The sequence below is a fragment of the Candidatus Pelagibacter sp. uisw_098 genome (assembly GCF_059512505.1).
In genome coordinates this window covers 135719-153532 of the sequence record NZ_CM183454.1, presented here as the reverse complement: position 1 = coordinate 153532, position 17814 = coordinate 135719, and the positions used below count along the sequence as shown (strand labels likewise).

At 29.8% G+C, this 17814-nt stretch carries 19 protein-coding genes; 3 read left to right on the top strand and 16 right to left on the bottom strand.

Annotated elements, in window-relative coordinates:
* From glmM to AC5YF9_RS00745, 16 genes are all read right to left on the bottom strand, one after another.
* Nucleotides 1-1332, bottom strand: coding sequence for a phosphoglucosamine mutase (glmM, locus tag AC5YF9_RS00820; protein ID WP_415304175.1), 1332 nt, complete (start codon nt 1330-1332; stop codon nt 1-3).
* Nucleotides 1332-2384, bottom strand: a complete 1053-nt coding sequence (folP, locus tag AC5YF9_RS00815) for a dihydropteroate synthase (RefSeq protein WP_415304174.1) — start codon at nt 2382-2384, stop codon at nt 1332-1334. The genes glmM and folP overlap by 1 nt, the downstream gene beginning before the upstream one ends.
* A 6-nt stretch (nt 2385-2390) precedes the next feature.
* Complete coding sequence (gene ftsH / locus AC5YF9_RS00810; protein WP_415304898.1) at nt 2391-4277, bottom strand: ATP-dependent zinc metalloprotease FtsH; 1887 nt, start codon at nt 4275-4277, stop codon at nt 2391-2393.
* Between the two features lie 72 nt (nt 4278-4349).
* The gene (tilS, locus tag AC5YF9_RS00805; RefSeq protein ID WP_415304173.1) at nt 4350-5384 is read right to left on the bottom strand and encodes a tRNA lysidine(34) synthetase TilS; all 1035 of its coding nucleotides are present in this window, start codon (nt 5382-5384) and stop codon (nt 4350-4352) included.
* Nucleotides 5344-6324, bottom strand: coding sequence for a tol-pal system protein YbgF (gene ybgF, locus AC5YF9_RS00800; protein ID WP_415304172.1), 981 nt, complete (start codon nt 6322-6324; stop codon nt 5344-5346). The genes tilS and ybgF overlap by 41 nt, the downstream gene beginning before the upstream one ends.
* Before the next feature lie 83 nt (nt 6325-6407).
* Entirely contained in the window at nt 6408-6890 is a 483-nt protein-coding gene (gene pal / locus AC5YF9_RS00795) for a peptidoglycan-associated lipoprotein Pal (RefSeq protein WP_415304171.1), read from the bottom strand.
* An 85-nt stretch (nt 6891-6975) separates the two neighbouring features.
* A complete protein-coding gene (tolB, locus tag AC5YF9_RS00790; RefSeq protein ID WP_415304170.1) occupies nt 6976-8316 on the bottom strand; it encodes a Tol-Pal system beta propeller repeat protein TolB in 1341 nt (446 codons plus the stop codon).
* A gap of 1 nt (nt 8317) precedes the next feature.
* Nucleotides 8318-9127, bottom strand: coding sequence for a cell envelope integrity protein TolA (gene tolA, locus AC5YF9_RS00785; protein WP_415304169.1), 810 nt, complete (start codon nt 9125-9127; stop codon nt 8318-8320).
* Nucleotides 9128-9132: 5 nt separating this feature from the next.
* Nucleotides 9133-9549: a protein TolR gene (tolR, locus tag AC5YF9_RS00780; protein ID WP_168606651.1), complete on the bottom strand. Its 417-nt coding sequence runs from the start codon at nt 9547-9549 to the stop codon at nt 9133-9135.
* 1 nt (nt 9550) lies between these two features.
* On the bottom strand, nt 9551-10225 hold the full coding sequence (tolQ, locus tag AC5YF9_RS00775) for a protein TolQ (protein WP_496169906.1): 675 nt from the start codon (nt 10223-10225) through the stop codon (nt 9551-9553).
* 53 nt (nt 10226-10278) lie between these two features.
* A complete protein-coding gene (locus AC5YF9_RS00770; RefSeq protein WP_415304167.1) occupies nt 10279-10773 on the bottom strand; it encodes a RuvC family protein in 495 nt (164 codons plus the stop codon).
* Entirely contained in the window at nt 10773-11498 is a 726-nt protein-coding gene (locus AC5YF9_RS00765) for a YebC/PmpR family DNA-binding transcriptional regulator (protein WP_415304166.1), read from the bottom strand. The genes AC5YF9_RS00770 and AC5YF9_RS00765 overlap by 1 nt, the downstream gene beginning before the upstream one ends.
* Nucleotides 11499-11503: 5 nt before the next feature.
* A complete protein-coding gene (locus tag AC5YF9_RS00760) occupies nt 11504-12310 on the bottom strand; it encodes a TIGR00282 family metallophosphoesterase (protein ID WP_415304165.1) in 807 nt (268 codons plus the stop codon).
* On the bottom strand, nt 12307-12852 hold the full coding sequence (locus tag AC5YF9_RS00755) for a 5-formyltetrahydrofolate cyclo-ligase (RefSeq protein ID WP_415304164.1): 546 nt from the start codon (nt 12850-12852) through the stop codon (nt 12307-12309). The genes AC5YF9_RS00760 and AC5YF9_RS00755 overlap by 4 nt, the downstream gene beginning before the upstream one ends.
* 4 nt (nt 12853-12856) lie before the next feature.
* Nucleotides 12857-13303, bottom strand: a complete 447-nt coding sequence (locus tag AC5YF9_RS00750; protein WP_415304163.1) for a cell division protein ZapA — start codon at nt 13301-13303, stop codon at nt 12857-12859.
* Entirely contained in the window at nt 13291-13614 is a 324-nt protein-coding gene (locus tag AC5YF9_RS00745; RefSeq protein ID WP_415304162.1) for a 5-formyltetrahydrofolate cyclo-ligase, read from the bottom strand. The genes AC5YF9_RS00750 and AC5YF9_RS00745 overlap by 13 nt, the downstream gene beginning before the upstream one ends.
* A 53-nt stretch (nt 13615-13667) precedes the next feature.
* On the opposite strand from AC5YF9_RS00745, the gene tkt reads away from it, so the two are divergent.
* The 3 genes from tkt to AC5YF9_RS00730 are packed head-to-tail and all read left to right on the top strand — an operon-like array spanning nt 13668 to nt 17814.
* Nucleotides 13668-15626: a transketolase gene (gene tkt, locus AC5YF9_RS00740; RefSeq protein WP_496169905.1), complete on the top strand. Its 1959-nt coding sequence runs from the start codon at nt 13668-13670 to the stop codon at nt 15624-15626.
* Between the two features lie 2 nt (nt 15627-15628).
* Nucleotides 15629-16636, top strand: a complete 1008-nt coding sequence (gap, locus tag AC5YF9_RS00735) for a type I glyceraldehyde-3-phosphate dehydrogenase (RefSeq protein ID WP_415304161.1) — start codon at nt 15629-15631, stop codon at nt 16634-16636.
* Nucleotides 16636-17814, top strand: coding sequence for a phosphoglycerate kinase (locus tag AC5YF9_RS00730; protein ID WP_415304160.1), 1179 nt, complete (start codon nt 16636-16638; stop codon nt 17812-17814). The genes gap and AC5YF9_RS00730 overlap by 1 nt, the downstream gene beginning before the upstream one ends.

Below are 17814 nucleotides of genomic sequence, written 5' to 3'. Positions count from 1 at the left end.
TTATTTTATTTCTTTTAATATAATTTTTAAACACTCTTGAAGTAATTTATTATTTTCACTCTCACCCATTACTCTGATCTTTGACTCTGTTCCTGAATTTCTAACCACTATTCTCCCTTGTCCCTTCATCAATTTTTCTGCGTGTTTGATGGAATTTTTTACATTGATATTATTAATTATATTTTTATCTTTAATGTTAATATTTTCTAATATTTGAGGAGTTTTTTTAAAGGTATTAAAAAAGTTACTAGCTTTTTTCCCTTTTCTTAAAGAAAATAAAACTTCTAACGCAACTAATAAGCCATCTCCAGTAGTTGCAAACTTACCTAAAATAATATGCCCAGATTGTTCGCCCCCTAAATTAAAATTATTTTTTTGCATTTTTTCTTTTACATAACGGTCTCCTACATTTGCCCTATGAAATTTTATATTTTCTTGTTTAAAAAACTTTTCTAATCCATAGTTGGACATTAAAGTTCCGATAACACCACCTCTTAGCATTCTTTTTCTTTTCCATCTAATTGCTAGTGCTGCAATTATCTGATCACCATCAACTATGTTTCCTGTCTCATCACACATAATGATTCTGTCAGCATCACCATCAAGAGAAATTCCTATATGGGCTTTATATTTTTTTACAGCTAATTTAATTTTATTTGGGAAGGTAGAACCGCAATTTTGATTAATATTTAAACCATTAGGTTTTATTCCAATGGCAATTACTTTTGCCCCTAGAGATTTAAGCAATTCAGGTCCAGCCTTATATCCAGCACCATTTGCACAATCAATAACAATTCTCAAGCCTCTAAGGTTGAAATCTTTGGGAAAATTTTTTTTTAGTATTTTGATATAATCTTTGTTTCCACTTTCTAGCCGCTTTACACGTCCAAGTTCTTTTGGATTTGATAAATTATTTTCAATTGTTTTATCAATTAAAGCTTCTATCTTTTTTTCTATTTTATCAGACAGTTTCAATCCATCGGGACCAAATAATTTTAATCCATTATCATAATATGGATTATGAGATGCAGTAATCATAATGCCCATGTTTGCTTTCATAGATTTTGTTAGCATTGCAAGGCCATTTGTTGGTAAAGGGCCTAGTGTATAAACATGCATTCCAGCAGAGGTAAGCCCTGATACTAAAGCAGGTTCTAGAGTGTAACCAGATAGTCTGGTGTCTTTTGCAATTATTGCAACTTGTTTATTTTTTTTTTGTGTTTTAAAATATGTTCCTGATGCTAGACCAAATTTAAAAAACATATCACCGTTAATGTTTCTACTATTTACAAGACCTCTTATTCCGTCAGTCCCAAAATATTTTTTTATCATTAATTTTTTATTAATTGTTTAAATACTTTTATACTTTGTATTAATTCATTAACATCATGAATTCTTAAGATTTGAACACCTTGCATCATTGAATATATTGAGGAAGCAATAGTGCCTCCAAGCCTTTCTTTAGTATCATTTTTTCCAGACAAATCTTTGATAAATTTTTTTTTAGAAAGTCCAAGTAGTATAGGAAAACCAAGTGTATGAAAAATAGAAATACTTCTAATTAAATTCATATTATGTTTCAAATTTTTTCCAAATCCAATACCTGGATCAATTATAATATTATTATGTTTTATGCCCTTAGATCTTAAAAATTTTATCTTCTCTTCAAAAAAATCATATATATCTAATAATTCATTTTTATATTTTGGGTTATTTTGCATATTTTCTGGATTTCCTTGTGAATGCTGAATTACAAATGGAGATTTATTTTTTTTCAACAGATCAACTGTTTTAGAGTCATAACTTAATCCTGAGACATCATTAATCAACTTAATTCCTATCTTAATTCCTTTATGCATAATACCTGCTTTTCTTGTATCAAGCGAAAGTGGAATTTTTTTACCAATTTCTCTTATAATCTTTTCAATTCTACTCCATTCTTTTTCTTCACTTATAGATTTAGATCCTGGTCTTGTAGATTCTCCACCCACATCAATTATATCTGCGCCGAATTTGAATAAATCAAATGCATGTTTTAACCCTGCTTTTTTTTTATTAAATTTACCACCATCAGAAAAGCTATCTGGTGTTAGATTTAATACTCCCATTATGTTGGGAATTTTATTAAAATTTAAATTTGAAAAGTTGTTATTTTTTTTAGTAATGATTTTAAGATCTTTATCAATTTTTTCTTTTAGTAATTTTGGTAATTTTTTTATATTTTTAAGATCAATTATTTTTTTTGAATCTCGGGTAATAATTTCTATTTGGCTAAAAGAAAATTCTTTATTACCATTTAAGGGAAGATTTTTTTTCTCTCTAATTAACTTTATTGATGATTTACCGTAAGCAAAATTACACACCCTTGTGTAATACTTTTTCATTTATTTTTAATGAACTATTTTTGGCTTAAGGCCCATTGAGCTTAAAGCTGAACCTTTATCTTCATCTTCAACTTTTAAATCTTCTTTATTGTTTGGGTATATATTTTTATTTATTAAATTCTCTATCTCTTCACCTGAAAGTGTTTCGTATGTTAAAAGAGCTTTTGCTAATTTATGCAAGTCATCAATTTTTTCGGTTAAAACTTTTCTTGCTCTTTCATAGCCTTTATCTACAATTTTTCTAATTTCTGAATCTACTTTTTTAGCAGTTTCTTCTGACATATTTTGAGTTCTTGCAACAGATCTGCCTAAAAATACCTCTTCTTCATTTGCACCATAAGCAACTGGTCCTAATTCTTTACTAAGACCTGCTCTCATCACCATTGCTCTTGCTCTTTGAGTCGCCTGCTCAATGTCACTTGATGCACCAGTTGTAACTTTATCTTCACCAAAAATAATTTCTTCTGCTACTCTTCCACCCATAGCTATAGCTAATTGAGCATGAAGCTGTTCTCTTGTTTGAGATAATTCATCTCTTTCTGGAAGTTGCATGACCATTCCTAAGGCTCGTCCTCTTGGAATAATTGTTGCTTTATGAATTGGATGCGCAGCATCTTCATTGATGGTTACTATTGCGTGTCCAGCTTCATGATAGGCTGTTAAAGTTTTTTCTTCTTCAGTCATAATCATAGATCTTCTTTCGGCTCCCATCATGACTTTATCTCTAGCTTCTTCAAATTCGTTTAAAGTAACTATTCTTTTATTTTTCCTTGCTGCCAATAATGCTGCTTCATTAACTATATTTGCTAAGTCTGCACCTGAAAAACCTGGTGTTCCTCTTGCAACTATTCTTAAATTTACATCAGGCGCCATTTTGATTTTTTTAACATGCACTTTTAATATTTTTTCTCTTCCAATAATATCTGGAAGTCCAACAACTACCTGTCTATCAAATCTACCTGGTCTCAATAAAGCTGGATCCAATACATCAGGTCTGTTTGTAGCTGCAATAATTATTACCCCTTCATTAGTTTCAAAACCATCCATTTCAACTAACAATTGGTTTAAAGTTTGTTCTCTTTCATCATTTCCACCACCTAAGCCAGCACCTCTGCTTCTTCCAACGGCATCTATTTCGTCTATAAAAATAATGCAGGGTGAATTCTTTTTACCTTGCTCAAACATATCTCTAACTCGCGATGCTCCAACTCCAACAAACATTTCAACAAAATCTGAACCTGATATAGTAAAGAACGGAACACCGGCCTCTCCTGCTATAGCTCTTGCAAGTAAGGTTTTACCTGTTCCTGGTTGACCAACCAATAAACATCCTCTTGGTATTTTGCCGCCAAGTCTACTAAATTTTTTTGGATCCTTTAAAAATTGAACGACTTCCTCAACTTCTTCTTTGGCTTCTTCTACACCAGCAACATCGTCAAATGTTACTTTGCCTTTTAATTCGTTCATTAATTTAGCTTTGGACTTACCAAAACCCATTGCCCCACCTTTTCCACCTTGCATTTGTCTCATGAAAAAAATCCAAACAGCAATTAATAATAGCATCGGAAACCATGATAATAAAACTCCGAAGAGCGATGGCATTTTATCCTCCAGTGGAGCCGCTGAAATGCTCACACCTTTACTAGATAATTTTTCAATTAGGTTTGGATAATTTGGTGAGTATGTAGAAAAAGAATTTCCATTAGCAAGAAGTCCTCTTATATTGTTTCCCTGTATATCTACTTTTACAACCCCACCATTATCAACTTCAGTTAGAAATTCTGAAAATATGATTGAATTATTTTTACCCACATTAGCTTGAGGGTTTTTAAACATATTATAAAGACCAATTGTTAAAAAAACAATTACGGCCCACATCGCTAAATTCTTCATATTCATAGTTATAAGATAATAATTTTTATGAATTAAACAAGTGTCAAATTGTTACAAAATTTAAACTTAATGTCAATTTTCTTTAGATATTATTATGGTTTCATTTGCTCTTTCAACAAAACACCCCCCAAGAGTAACTTTTGAAAATGAATTGGCACTAATCCCTTTAATCAGTTCATTTACACTTTTACCTCTGACTGGATAATATTTTTTTCCCAATCTCTGAATTATTTTTGTTAGAGATCTAAAAATTATTTCATGCGATTGATCAAAAAAATTATTATTTAGAATATAAATATTTTTTTTTTTTAAAAAAACTAAATTTTTTTCTAAATTTCTATCTACGTAAAATTTAATTGACTTATCCGAGTCTTTTAAATTATTAATAGTTAGTTTAAGTTTTTTTATATCCAATCCCTCTTTTTCTAGTGAGTATATTAGTTTTCTAATCCTGGTTCTTTTATAATCCTCATTAATATTTGATGGGTCTTTAACAAAAAAACTAAACACTTCTTTAGAAATAAAAAGTAAATCTTTTTTTTCTAAATTTAATAATGGTCTTATGATTTTCAAATTTTGATATCTATATTTTGTATTTTTACTAAATGAAATTAGTCCATTTAATCCGCTGCCTCTAACTATTCTAATTAAAAAATTTTCATATAGATCGTTTAGATGATGCCCCAATAATAAATATTTGATATTATTTTTTTTACACTCATTTGCCAATAAAGAATATCGCTTATTTCTAGCTGTAGCTTGAATATTTTTAGATGGTTTTTTTCCATTCCAATTTAAAATTTTACACTGAATATCAATTTTTTTTAGAATTTTTTTTACTACTTCAGACTCTAATGAAGATTCTTTTCGAAGTTTATGATTAACTAAATAATATTTAACCTTTATTTTATTTTCTAATGAATAGCATTTAGTTAAGTAGGCTAATGCCAAACTATCTGGTCCTCCTGAAACAGCTACTGCTAAATCTTCTTTAGTTTTTAATGAAGATGAAAACTTATTATAAATTTTAAATATCTTTTTTTGATTTAGGTGGCTAAGAATTTTTTTATGTTTTTTGCTTTGAGCACTCAAATTTTTTAGATTCATACTTTGCTTTTTGAAGAACCGATTGATTAGCTTTTGGGTATTGCTTTTCAACTCCCACAATCATTTTACAACCTTGCTCTTTCTCTCCTATTTGAACCATTGATACACCAAGTTTTAATAAATTTATAGGAGCCTTCTCACCTTTTGGATATTTTTGATATCCCTCAAGATAAGCAGTAGCCGCATCGGTATAAAGTTGTCTAATTCTAAATGTTTCAGCATACCAATACTGGGCATTACCAGCAAGTTTATGTTCTGAATTGGTTATTACAAATTCTCTAAAAGCTCTCTCTGCTGTACTGTAATCACCTACTTTTAAAAAACTAGTTGCAAATTCATATTGTTTTTCTGGGGTATCATTGGGTAGTAGATTTTGCTCTGCTTCAAATGTTTCTGTTACTATTGAAGCGGTAGTTTCTACTGATTCTATTTTTTGAGTAGTTTCATTACTTGCTGTATCTTTATATGAAATTGAACCTAAGTCTTGTGGCTGCGAAGAACCTGGTAATTTTTTTACTTGCTCTTTTGGCTTAGTTGTTAATTTTTGACTAACATCACCTGAAGATAATGAGCTTTCGATATCCTGAAATCTTAATTGATTATCAGATTGAACTTTGGAAAGTCTATTCGATAACTTATCTATTTTAAAATTTATTTCTTCAAACTTATTAGTAAGTTCTCGAAACTGACTCTCCACCTCTGATAATTTTAATAAATGTCTTGTCAAAACATCTTCCGAATTTGCATCAAAATTTTTTTTACTATCAGAGTTTTCTATATTAATTGATCCAGAGTAGACTGCTTTTTCTAGTGTTTTTAAATCTTTTTGAATTAGTTTTAAAACTTTATTTATGTTGTGGTTATCTGCAAACACCACATTAGATAAAAAAATAAATATAAGTGTAAATTTTAACTGAGTGAATTTTTTATAATTAAACATGGTTAATTGAGTAGTAATTATAATGATGGCAAAAAAAAGACCCTATATACTTAAGCAATAGGGTCTTTTATAAATTTATTTTACTAGTTAGCTTTAACTGTAACTGATCTTCTGTTTTTTGACCATGACAAAGGATTAGAGCCTGAATCTACAGGTTTTTCTTTACCATAACTTAATACTGAAATTCTGTCTGAAGAAATTCCATAAGTCATTAAATAGTCTTTCGCTGAATTAGCTCTTCTTTCTCCTAATGCTAAGTTGTACTCTCTTGTACCTCTTTCATCAGCATGACCTTCTAATACAACATTAATATCTGAATTTTTTCTTAACCACGCAGCTTGTTTTCTTAAAGTTTCTCTTGAAGCAGTTGTAAGAACTGTTTCATTCGTTGCAAAGAAAACTCTGTCAGGAACACCTGATGCTAAATATTCAACCGATTCTGACCCGGTGTAAACATCACCTTGAAGTTGCCCTATTGTTTCTGTCTTTTTAGTTGCACAAGCGTTTAAAACTAAACATGCTACTAATATTAAAAATCCGTTTTTTAAAGTTTTACTTAGGTTCATTATTGCTCCTTAATTCTTATTTGAATTACTTACTTTTTCACAACTAATTAGATGTTTCAAGTTAAAAAATCAAGCAATTTAACAGTTAATTACTTAATAATGATGACCATGATGGGTCTGATGCATCTGTTTCTGTCTCAACCATTTTTTCGTTATAACCAGTTAGATCAATAGACCATAATTTAGCTGAAAAGCCTTCTCCTTTTATATTGGTTTTTGTCTCTCTATAAAAAATTAATACTCTTCCATTTGGAGACCAAGAGGGTGCTTCTTGATAAAAATTTTCAGTTAATAGTCTTTCACCTGTTCCGTCCGTTCTCATAACTCCAATATAAAACTTTCCCTTATGTAGTTTTGTGAATGCAATTAAATCACCCCTTGGAGACCATACGGGTGTTCCATATAAGCCATTTCCAAATGAAATTCTTTTAACATTCTTCCCATTACTATTCATGACATAAATTTGTTGGTAACCACTTCTGTCAGAATTAAAAGTAATATATTTTCCATCGGGAGAATAAGAGGGTGACGTGTCAATTGAAGGGTGGTTAGAAATTCTCTCAACAATTCTATTCTCAAGATCCATTGTATATATATCTGAGTTTCCATCTTTAGCAAAACTCATTATAATTTTTTTTCCATCAGGAGAAAATCTTGGAGCAAACGTCATGCCTGGAAAGTCGCCAACTACTTCTTGCATTCCAGTTTCAATATCAAGTAAATAAACTCTGGGTAAATTTCTAAAATATGAAAGATATGTAACCATTTGATTGGTTGGACTAAATCTTGGCGTTAAAACCAACTCATTGCCAAGAGTTAAAAATTTATTATTAAACCCATCCTGATCCATAATTGCTAATTTTTTTATTCTATTAGTTTTCGGACCTTCTTCAGAAATATAAATTATTCTTGTATCAAAATAACCTTTTTCACCAGTTAAACGTTCATAAACCTTGTCTGTTATTATATGCCCTACTCTTCTCCAATTATTTGGCACGGTTGTAAAAGCTAATGCCATCATTTCTTTTCCAGCTAAAACATCCCACAATCTAAACTCTACTCTTAATTTTTCATCTACAAAAGTAACCTTGCCTGTTACTAGAGCTTGAGCTTTTATTAAATTCCAATCTTCGAACCTTGGTTTTAAATTTGCAATATCTGGCTTTTGAAGAAACGCTTCTTTATTAAGAGGATTAAATAAGCCAGATTGTTTTAGGTTATTCTCAACAATGGCAGATATTTCCAATCCAAGGTTTTCTTTTTTTAATATTTTTTTAAAATTATCTTTCGAAGATTTGTCTATAGCCAAAGGTGAAACGGCAACAGGTAAGGGGTTTAAATTTCCCCTAGTAATATCAACTTCAATTAAAGCAAAGGCCTTAATAGGTAATAAGATTAATAATACATATAAATATCTAAATAACATTTTATCCTTCTAACATTTCTCTTGCATCAAAATTTAACTGCATATCTTTCCATCTCTCATAACCCGTACTAGGCACTCTAAGAGGTTGGCAAAGTTTTATAGCTCTTAATGCACTTTCAGCTAATACTTTATAAAATCCTTGTCCAGGACTATTCATTCTAGCATGGTCAAGAATCTCTGTTCTTATAATAGAGCCATCTGGTTTTAATTGTAACTTAATTCTAACTAATAAATCTTCGTTAAATGGCAGCCCTAGAGGAATACTCCAACATCCAAAAATTTGAGCTTTTAGGGCATCTTCTTCACTTAATGTTAATCCACCAAAATCCATTTCTTTATCTTGATCTTGAGTAACTTTATCTAATTTTTTATTTGTTTCGGCACTCTCAGTCTTGGATTTATCAATTAATGCTGCAATATCATTGGTATCAAATAGTTCTTTTTTTTCAAATTCTGAAATTTGTTTAATTTCCGTCTCTACTTTTTCAGGATTTTGTTTTTCATCTTTAATTTTCTTAATTTTTTCTATTTTTTCATCAGGTAATGGAACGGCGTCAGGTTTTTGTTTTTTTATTTTTTTTGGTGGTGCTTGTTCAGAAACTAGTTTTTTTTCTTTCTCTTTAACTTTCTCTATTATTTTTTTTGCCTTAGGTGCAAAGGGAATATTGGTTTTGTCTGTGATTTGAATGAGTTCAACTGACACAATAGGTGGAAGATCAATCGGTTTTTTGGCAAGAAATGGTAAGCTCATAGCTGTAATTATGACTAGCAAAGTATGGAATCCAAAAGAAATAATGACATTTCTATTCACTTTAATTACCTCTCTTTATATGGCTCAGAAATTAATGCTACTTTAGTAAAGCCAGAACCAGATAACATTCCCATTATTTCTAAAACTCTACCATAGTTTATTGATTTATCTCCTCGAACATAAATTCTAGTATCTGTTCTATTTTTAGATACAGCTAAAATTTTTGCTATTATTTTATCGTACTCAACTTTAGACTCTTGAATAAATATTTCACCCTTTGAGTTAATGGATAAAGTTAATGGTTCTAATTCTTCGGGCAATGAATCTGCTGAGCTTTCAGGTAAATCAACTTGTATTCCAACTGTTAATAATGGTGCTGTTACCATAAAAATAATTAATAATACCAACATTACGTCTACAAAAGGTGTAACATTAATTTCACTCATAGGTTCTTTAGATGAACGGTTGAGTTTAAAAGCCATTTTATATTATTGATAAAAATCTTTTAGAAAAGTTTTCTAATTTTTGTGAATATTTTTTAGAGTCGTTATTATATTTATTATAAGCGACAACCGCTGGGATTGCAGCCAATAAACCTAGTGCTGTTGCAAATAAAGCTTCTGCTATTCCGGGTGCTACAATAGCCAAGCTTGTATTTCTTGAAATTGCAATCGATTGAAATGAATTCATTATTCCCCAAACTGTTCCAAATAAACCTATAAATGGAGCGGTAGATCCAACTGTTGCCAAAAATGTAAACCCTTTTTCAAGTGTTACTATTTGTTTTTCAATATTGACCTCAAGCACACTGCTCATTCTTTCGCTAAGATTGGATTTATTTTTTGCTTTTAATAAAGTTTGCATTGAATCTTTAAATAATAAAGCCATGGGGTTATCTAAGTCTGCTGGCAGACTATTGTAGAAAGTTTCTGCTGATTTCGATTTCCAAAATTTTTCCTCGAATTCTTCTGATTCTAAGTTAATTTTTTTAAATAATCTAAATTTTTCAATGATTACTGCCCATGAGTAAATAGAGCAGCCAATTAACATAAGTATTACAGATTTTACAATAAAATCTGCTCGTATAAATAAGCTCCATAAGGAAAAATCTGTATTTGATGCGAGTCCTACTGCTTGAGATGTAATATCAGCTTCCATAATTAAGATTTCACACTTAAATGTGTCATGAATTTGACTTTATTAGATTTAATTTACTCTTCTAATTTATAGGTTTCGTAATAAAAACTAGCAATCAAGATTGCATCAGCTTTATTTGAGTCTTTTTTTCTTAATAATTGTGATGAAAAATAAGGAAATACCTCTATCGCTTTAGTTCTGCTGGCATCTTTTTCAGAATTTATAAGATTAAAATATTTTTTCCATTTAGCAGGTCTTACAAAATACATTGATAATTGCATGGCAGAGCATATGCCTTTTAAAATTCCAAAAGATTGACCAAAATTAAACATACTGGTTACACCTTGTCCTGGCATGGCTGAAACTTGTTCTATTACAACTTTAATTTCTTCTTTTTTTAAATTTTTAATGCGCAAAGAAATTTCATGATAAATTTGAGCACCATTAACTTGTTTTTTATTTTTTTTACCCTCTGCCATATTTGGCATTTCCACTACATCTATTATTTTCCCATCTTCAAAAAAACAAATAGAGCCCGTTATGCCTGGGTCGATTCCAATTATAAGCATTAATTATTTCCAAAATTTATGTTTGAAAAAACGTTTTGAACGTCATCATCGTCTTCTAGTGTTTCTAAAAAATTAATTGCAGCTTCTACTTTATCTTTTTCAACGTCAACACTATTTAAAGGTACCCACTCAATTTTAGTTGAAATAAAATTTGCAATTGTTTTCTCTAATTTTTTTTTTACAATATAAATCTCATTCATTGCACATTGAATCTCGTGATAATCATCGTGTGAAATACATTCGTCAGCTCCTGATTCAATTGCTAATTCAAAAATTTGTTCATCAGATATTTCTTTTTTATCTATCTTAATAATGCCCAGTTGATTAAAATTATGTGATGCCGATCCCTGTGTCCCTAAATTTCCACCACTTTTTACAAATATAGTTCTAACATTGGAGGCAGTTCTATTTTTATTATCTGTTAATGCCTCTACAATCACAGCTATCTTATCTGGACCAAATCCTTCATATCTTAAATTCTCATAATTAGTTTCAGTATTAGCAGATGATTTAGCAATAGCTCTTTCGATATTATCTTTGGGCATGTTAGCTGACTTTGCAGCTTGAATTGCAGATCTAAGTCTTGGATTCATATCTGAGTCTTTGTCACCCAATTTTGCAGCTACACTAATTTCTTTTGATAATTTAGAAAATATTTTAGATCTTTGCTTGTCAGCTTTACCTTTAGAATGTTTTATACTTGCCCACTTTGAATGACCTGACATAATAATTAATGAGAATTTTTTAATTCTCCTCCATGTATAAAATTTTCTACGTTTTTTGCTAACCCTGTTTCTACATCACATTCAACAATCACACCACACAAACTAGCCTCTCCAATTGCTGGAAAATGTTTGGTAGATTTTTTTTTTAAAAATCTGTTAATTGAATTGTCTTTATTCATTCCGATAACAGAATCGTAGTCACCACACATACCTGCATCAGTCTGGTAAGCTGTACCCCCCTTTAATACTCTCGTATCATTTGTTGGAATGTGTGTATGAGTACCAATAACTAGTGTTGCATTACCATCAAAAAAATGACCCATGGCCGCTTTTTCACTTGTTATTTCGCCATGAAAATCAACTAATAGAAAATCATAATCTTCTTTTAGCTTATATTTTTTCAAAAATTTTTCAGCAGCTTCAAATACATCTTCACATTTTTTCATAAAAACATTTCCCATCAAATTAAGCACACCAACTTTCATGTTATTTTTAGCTGTGAATATTCCAAATCCTTTTCCAGGCGATGGTTCAAATAAATTTTTAGGTCTGAGAAGCCTGTTTTCCTTTTCAATATGATTCATTGTTTCTTTTTGATCCCACACGTGGTTACCAGTTGTAACCACGTCTACTCCACAATTAAAAAAATCTTTACATATTTCTTCTGTAATGCCCACACCGCTGTCAGCTGCATTTTCACCATTAACAACTACGAAGTCAATTTTTTCATTTTTTATTTTTGCAAGTAAACTGCTCAAAACCATCGATCGTCCTGAAATACCAACCACGTCACCTAAAAAAAGTATTTTCATTTTATAATATATTTATTTGTTACAATATAATCTAATTTTTGATCATATACATTAATTGGCACTTTATCTATTTTCTGAATCGAAAGAGCTAAGCCTATCTTTATAACATTTTTTTTTTTTGATAATTTTTCAATTAATCGATCATAATATCCACCACCATATCCAAGTCTGTTTAAATTTTTATCAAATGCCACCAAAGGAATTAACAAAATATCTGGGTAAACTAGATTTTTGGTTTCTGGCTCAGGTATTCCATATTTGTTTACTTTTAATGGATCAAAGAATGACCATTTATAAAAATCCATCTGAAAATTTTTCTTAATTACGGGTAAGGAAATATTAAATCTATTTTTTTCGAATTTTCTTAACAATACCAAATCATCTATCTCAAAGTTTACAGGATAATATCCACCTATAATTTTTTTATTAATTTTTTCCTTTTTAAGAATTTTTATTATTTGATTAAAATCAATTTGAATTTTTTTTTTATTAGTTTTCTCTCTAATCTTAAGAATTTTCTTTCTTAATTTAGATTTTAACACAAGTCTACTGGACTGGATTTTCTAAATTTGCTTTTTCGACAAAACTTTCAATTTCATCTGCAGCTTCTTCAATTATTTTCTCATAATCTTCTTTATTCTTTTCTATTTCTTTTTTAAAATCTTCATGATCTTGAGATAACCGTTTCATTTCTTCTTCTTTTTGATCTCTATAATCATAAACTAAAGACTTTAGTTCTCTAAATTTATTTGAAAGATTTGTTAACTCATTCTTTTTCTGTTCTACTTTTTTTTTAGTTTCAAAATATTCATCCATTATTTGAACTGCTGTAATTAATAAAAGTTTATTCTCCCCTATGTTTCCTAAATCATTCTTTAAATTGCTGAATTTTTGATTAATATGAGTTAACAGCTCCTCTAAGTGCTCTTCTTGTCCATCATCACAAGAAAGCAGAAAATCTTTACCATTAAATTTAATATTTACATTTGCCATTTGTCTATTTCTTCCAATAAAGTATCCGTTTCTTGATTTAATTCATCTATTTTTTCTGAAAATTCTATTTCTTTTTTTTGTTCATCTATTTTTTGTTGATTAATATCCTCTAATTTTTGATTAAGGGCCCTGAATTCACTTTCTAGATTTTGATATTTTTCTTCTATTTGTTTTTTTTCAATTTCTAATTGATTTTTTTGAGAACTTAAATTTTCCAGATTAGTCTTTAAGGATGGGTTTTGTAAATCTAAACTCTTTAATCTATTAAGGGCAAAACTAAGTTTTTTTTCTTTTTCACTGTCTGTTTTCATATATATATATTTATATTATTAAATTGAGTCTTCTAAGTCTAGATAGGATATTTTTGAACAAACTACATAAAGATTTATCAAACGCAATAAGGTTTTTGTCAATAGATGCTGTTGAAAAAGCAAACTCCGGACATCCTGGTATGCCCATGGGGATGGCTGATGTGGCAACAGTTTTGTTTAAAAATTTTCTTAAATTTAATCCAAAAAATCCAAATTGGCTTAATCGAGATAGATTTGTTTTATCTGCTGGTCATGGATCTATGCTTCTTTACTCTTTGTTACACTTAACTGGTTACAAAAGTATCTCTTTAAATGATATTAAAAATTTTAGACAATTAAAATCTATTTGTGCAGGACATCCTGAATATCATCCTGGCACTGGAATTGAAACAACAACAGGTCCACTTGGGCAAGGAATTGCTAACTCTGTTGGATTTGCAATTGCTGAAGAAATTTTAAAAAAAAGATTAGGTAAAGAAGTAATAAACCATAAAACATATGTTTTAGCTGGAGACGGATGTTTAATGGAAGGAATTAGTCATGAAGCAATGAGTTTAGCTGGTCATTTAAAATTAAAAAACCTAGTTATGCTTTTTGATAACAACTCAATATCAATAGATGGACCAACTAATTTAGCAGTTTCAGATAATTTTAAAAAGAGATTTGAAAGTTATGGCTGGGATTATATTTTAATTAATGGTCATAATGAAAAAGAAATTTTTACAGCATTAAAAAAAGTTCAAAATGCAAAAAAACCAACAGTCATTTCATGTAAAACAAAAATTGGTTATGGGTCACCCAATAAGTCAGGAAAAGCCTCTTCACACGGCAGTCCTATTGGTGCAGATGAAATTAAACTAGTTCGAAAAGTGTTAGATTGGAAAAATGAACCTTTTAAAATTCCAAAAAATATTTTGAACGAATGGAGAAAAATTGGTAACAAAGGAGCAAAAATTGAGTCCACCTGGAGCAAAGTTTACAAGAGAAAAAAGCAAGTTATAGATAAAGTTTTCAAAAATAATTTCTCTAAGGCTTTAAAATCTGAGAAACAAAATTCTATTAAAGAAAATAAAGGTTTAGCTTCACGTAAAGCCTCAGAGTTAACTCTAAATGCTCTCACTAAAGAAAATAATACATTAATTGGTGGTTCAGCTGATTTAGCTGGATCTAATAATACTAAAACAAAATATCATAACATTATTAAATCTGCAGATTTTAATGGTGATTATATTCATTACGGTGTCCGAGAGCATGCAATGTCTGGAATAATGAATGGGCTTGCCCTTCATAGTAAATTTATTCCTTATGGTGGTACTTTTTTAATATTTTCTGATTACTGCAAACCTTCAATTCGCTTATCAGCCTTGATGCAGCAGCGTGTTATTTATGTAATGACACATGATTCAATTGGTTTAGGTGAGGATGGTCCAACACATCAACCAATAGAACAACTATCTGGATTAAGATCCATTCCAAACCTAAATGTTTTTAGGCCCGCAGATAGAATGGAAACTATAGAGTGCTGGGAATTAGCATTGAAAAATTCAGGAACACCGAGTGTATTATCTTTAACTAGACAAAACCTTGATCCTATTCGAAAAAAATATTCAAATATAAACAAATGCTCTTTCGGAGCGTATGAAGTTTTGAGAACTAACAAAAAAGTTAAGTTAACTATACTAGCTAGTGGTTCTGAGGTTAATTTAGCAATTGAAGCTAGTCATAAATTGGCCAAAGATAAGATATACTCTAAAGTTGTATCAGTACCTTGCCAAGATGTTTTTGACCTACAATCAAAATCCTATAAACAAAAAATTCTTGGTGAAACAAAATTTAAAATATCTGTTGAAGCTGCCTCAACAGATTGTTGGAGAAAATATATTGGAACAGAAGGTTTGGCTTTTGGAATTGATACGTTTGGGAAAAGCGCTCCCTACAAAGAGATTTACAAATATTTTGGATTAACGGCAGAAAATATTTCAAAAAAAACCAAAAACCTAATAAAAGGTTAAATATGACAATTAAAGTTGGAATCAATGGAATGGGAAGAATTGGCAGAATGGTAATTCGTGCAATTATTGAAAGCCAAAATAAAAATATAGAAATTAAACATATTAATAACAGATCCAATTCTGAAGCAAGTTGCACTTTAATTAAATATGATTCAATCCATGGAAAATTTAATGCAGATTTAGACTTTGATGAAAATCACTTAATTATAGATAAAAGTAAAATTTCATTTTCTCAAGAATCTAATATTGAAGATATAAATTGGAAAAAATCTGATGTTGACTACGTTTTTGAATGTACTGGAAAATTTAACTCTAAAGAAAAATTATTATCTCACATAAAAAATGGAGCAAAAAAGGTTATTGTTTCTGCACCGTGTAAAGATGCGGACAAAACTATCGTTTATGGAGTAAATGAAAATATTTTAACTAAAGACGATCAAATTATTTCTGCAGCCTCTTGTACAACTAACTGCCTGGCTCCTGTTGCCAATGTTTTAAATGAAAATTTTGAAATTGAAAAAGGATTTATGACAACTATTCATGCTTTTACTAGTGATCAAAGAATTTTAGATAATTCACACAAAGATCCTAGAAGAGCCAGATCTGCTAGTCAATCAATTGTCCCAACATCTACAGGGGCATTAAAAGCAATAGGTGAAATTATTCCTTCCTTAAAAGGAAAACTTGAAGGTGTGGCCATGAGAGTTCCCACTCCTAATGTTTCACTAATAGAGTTTGTTTTTTGTACAAAAAAAGAAATAACAAAAGAAAAAATTAATGAAGCTTTTACTACTGCTTCTAAAAAACAATCTAAAAGAGTTTTAGAAATTACTCATGAAAAACTAGTGTCAATTGATTTTAATCACAACTCCACATCAGCAACCATAGATGCTTCATTAACAAGTGTTGTTGGTAGTAATATGGGGAAAATATCAGCCTGGTACGATAACGAATGGGGTTTTTCAAATAGAATGTGTGATATCGCTGAATATCTCGATCAAATCTCTTAATGAGAAATATAAAGGACGAGACCAATCTTAATCAAAAAAAAGTATTGCTTAGGTTAGATTTAAACGTTCCATTAAATAATGGAAAAATTACTGATACAACTCGAATAGATAAAATTTTACCTACTATTAACTTTTTATTAAAAAGTAACACTAAGGTTATAATACTGTCTCATGTTGGTAGACCTAAAGGTAAAGTTGTAAATGAGCTTTCTCTTAAACCGATATGTGAAAGTCTAAAAAATAAATTAAACCAAGATATAAGGCTCATTTCCAAAAATATAAAAAAAATTAAATCTACCGACCTATTTGATGCTAATAATGAAAAAATTGTAATACTGGAAAATCTTAGATTTTATGAAGAGGAAGAAAAAAATGACAATGTGTTTGCAAGACATTTAGCAAGTCTAGCTGACATTTATGTTAATGATGCTTTCTCATGCTCACATAGAGCACACGCCTCAATTTTTGAAATCACTAAATTCATTCCTTCATACGCTGGCCTTCAATTGAATCTAGAAATTGATGCTTTAAGCAAGATTACCTCTGAGATTAAAAAACCTATAACCTGTATTATTGGTGGTTCCAAGATATCAACTAAGATCAATGTTATTAAAAATTTAATACCTAAATTTGATAATATTATAATTGTTGGAGGAATGGCTAATAACGTACTCAAATTCAAAGGTCATAATATTGGTAAATCTATTCAAGAAGATAATTGTGATAAAATAATAGAAGAAATTTTTTCACTTTCAATAAAAAAAAATTGCAAGATAATTTATCCTGAAGATGTCACTGTAGGAAAAGACTTAAATGGATCAGCGCAAATAAAAGAGTTAAACGATGTTTCTGAAAATGAGTTAATTTTGGACATTGGTCCTAAATCAATAAAGAATATTAACAATATTATTGAAGAAAGTAACACTATTTTATGGAATGGTCCCGCTGGTTACTTTGAAAACCCAAGTTTTGCTAAAGGGAGTTTAGAAATTATGAAAAAAATTGTTGAAAAAAATAAAGCTAATACTATTTATTCAGTAGCGGGAGGTGGAGATACAGTTGCTTTATTAAATAGTGTGGGTGCGGTTAATAATTTTGATTTTGTTTCAACTGCTGGTGGGGCTTTTTTAGAATATCTTGAAGGAAAAGAGCTTCCTGGTATAAAAGCTTTAAATTAA

What these genes read in the sequence shown, in the direction of transcription:
- glmM (WP_415304175.1), bottom strand. Translation starts at nt 1,332, where the DNA reads ATGATAAAAAAATATTTTGGGACTGACGGAATAAGAGGTCTTGTAAAT.
- AC5YF9_RS00750 (WP_415304163.1), bottom strand. Translation starts at nt 13,303, where the DNA reads ATGGCAAATGTAAATATTAAATTTAATGGTAAAGATTTTCTGCTTTCT.
- pal (WP_415304171.1), bottom strand. Translation starts at nt 6,890, where the DNA reads ATGAACCTAAGTAAAACTTTAAAAAACGGATTTTTAATATTAGTAGCA.
- tilS (WP_415304173.1), bottom strand. Translation starts at nt 5,384, where the DNA reads ATGAATCTAAAAAATTTGAGTGCTCAAAGCAAAAAACATAAAAAAATT.
- AC5YF9_RS00745 (WP_415304162.1), bottom strand. Translation starts at nt 13,614, where the DNA reads ATGAAAACAGACAGTGAAAAAGAAAAAAAACTTAGTTTTGCCCTTAAT.
- tolB (WP_415304170.1), bottom strand. Translation starts at nt 8,316, where the DNA reads ATGTTATTTAGATATTTATATGTATTATTAATCTTATTACCTATTAAG.
- folP (WP_415304174.1), bottom strand. Translation starts at nt 2,384, where the DNA reads ATGAAAAAGTATTACACAAGGGTGTGTAATTTTGCTTACGGTAAATCA.
- AC5YF9_RS00760 (WP_415304165.1), bottom strand. Translation starts at nt 12,310, where the DNA reads ATGAAAATACTTTTTTTAGGTGACGTGGTTGGTATTTCAGGACGATCG.
- AC5YF9_RS00730 (WP_415304160.1), top strand. Translation starts at nt 16,636, where the DNA reads ATGAGAAATATAAAGGACGAGACCAATCTTAATCAAAAAAAAGTATTG.
- gap (WP_415304161.1), top strand. Translation starts at nt 15,629, where the DNA reads ATGACAATTAAAGTTGGAATCAATGGAATGGGAAGAATTGGCAGAATG.
- tolQ (WP_496169906.1), bottom strand. Translation starts at nt 10,225, where the DNA reads ATGGAAGCTGATATTACATCTCAAGCAGTAGGACTCGCATCAAATACA.
- AC5YF9_RS00770 (WP_415304167.1), bottom strand. Translation starts at nt 10,773, where the DNA reads ATGCTTATAATTGGAATCGACCCAGGCATAACGGGCTCTATTTGTTTT.
- ybgF (WP_415304172.1), bottom strand. Translation starts at nt 6,324, where the DNA reads ATGTTTAATTATAAAAAATTCACTCAGTTAAAATTTACACTTATATTT.
- AC5YF9_RS00765 (WP_415304166.1), bottom strand. Translation starts at nt 11,498, where the DNA reads ATGTCAGGTCATTCAAAGTGGGCAAGTATAAAACATTCTAAAGGTAAA.
- tolR (WP_168606651.1), bottom strand. Translation starts at nt 9,549, where the DNA reads ATGGCTTTTAAACTCAACCGTTCATCTAAAGAACCTATGAGTGAAATT.
- ftsH (WP_415304898.1), bottom strand. Translation starts at nt 4,277, where the DNA reads ATGAAGAATTTAGCGATGTGGGCCGTAATTGTTTTTTTAACAATTGGT.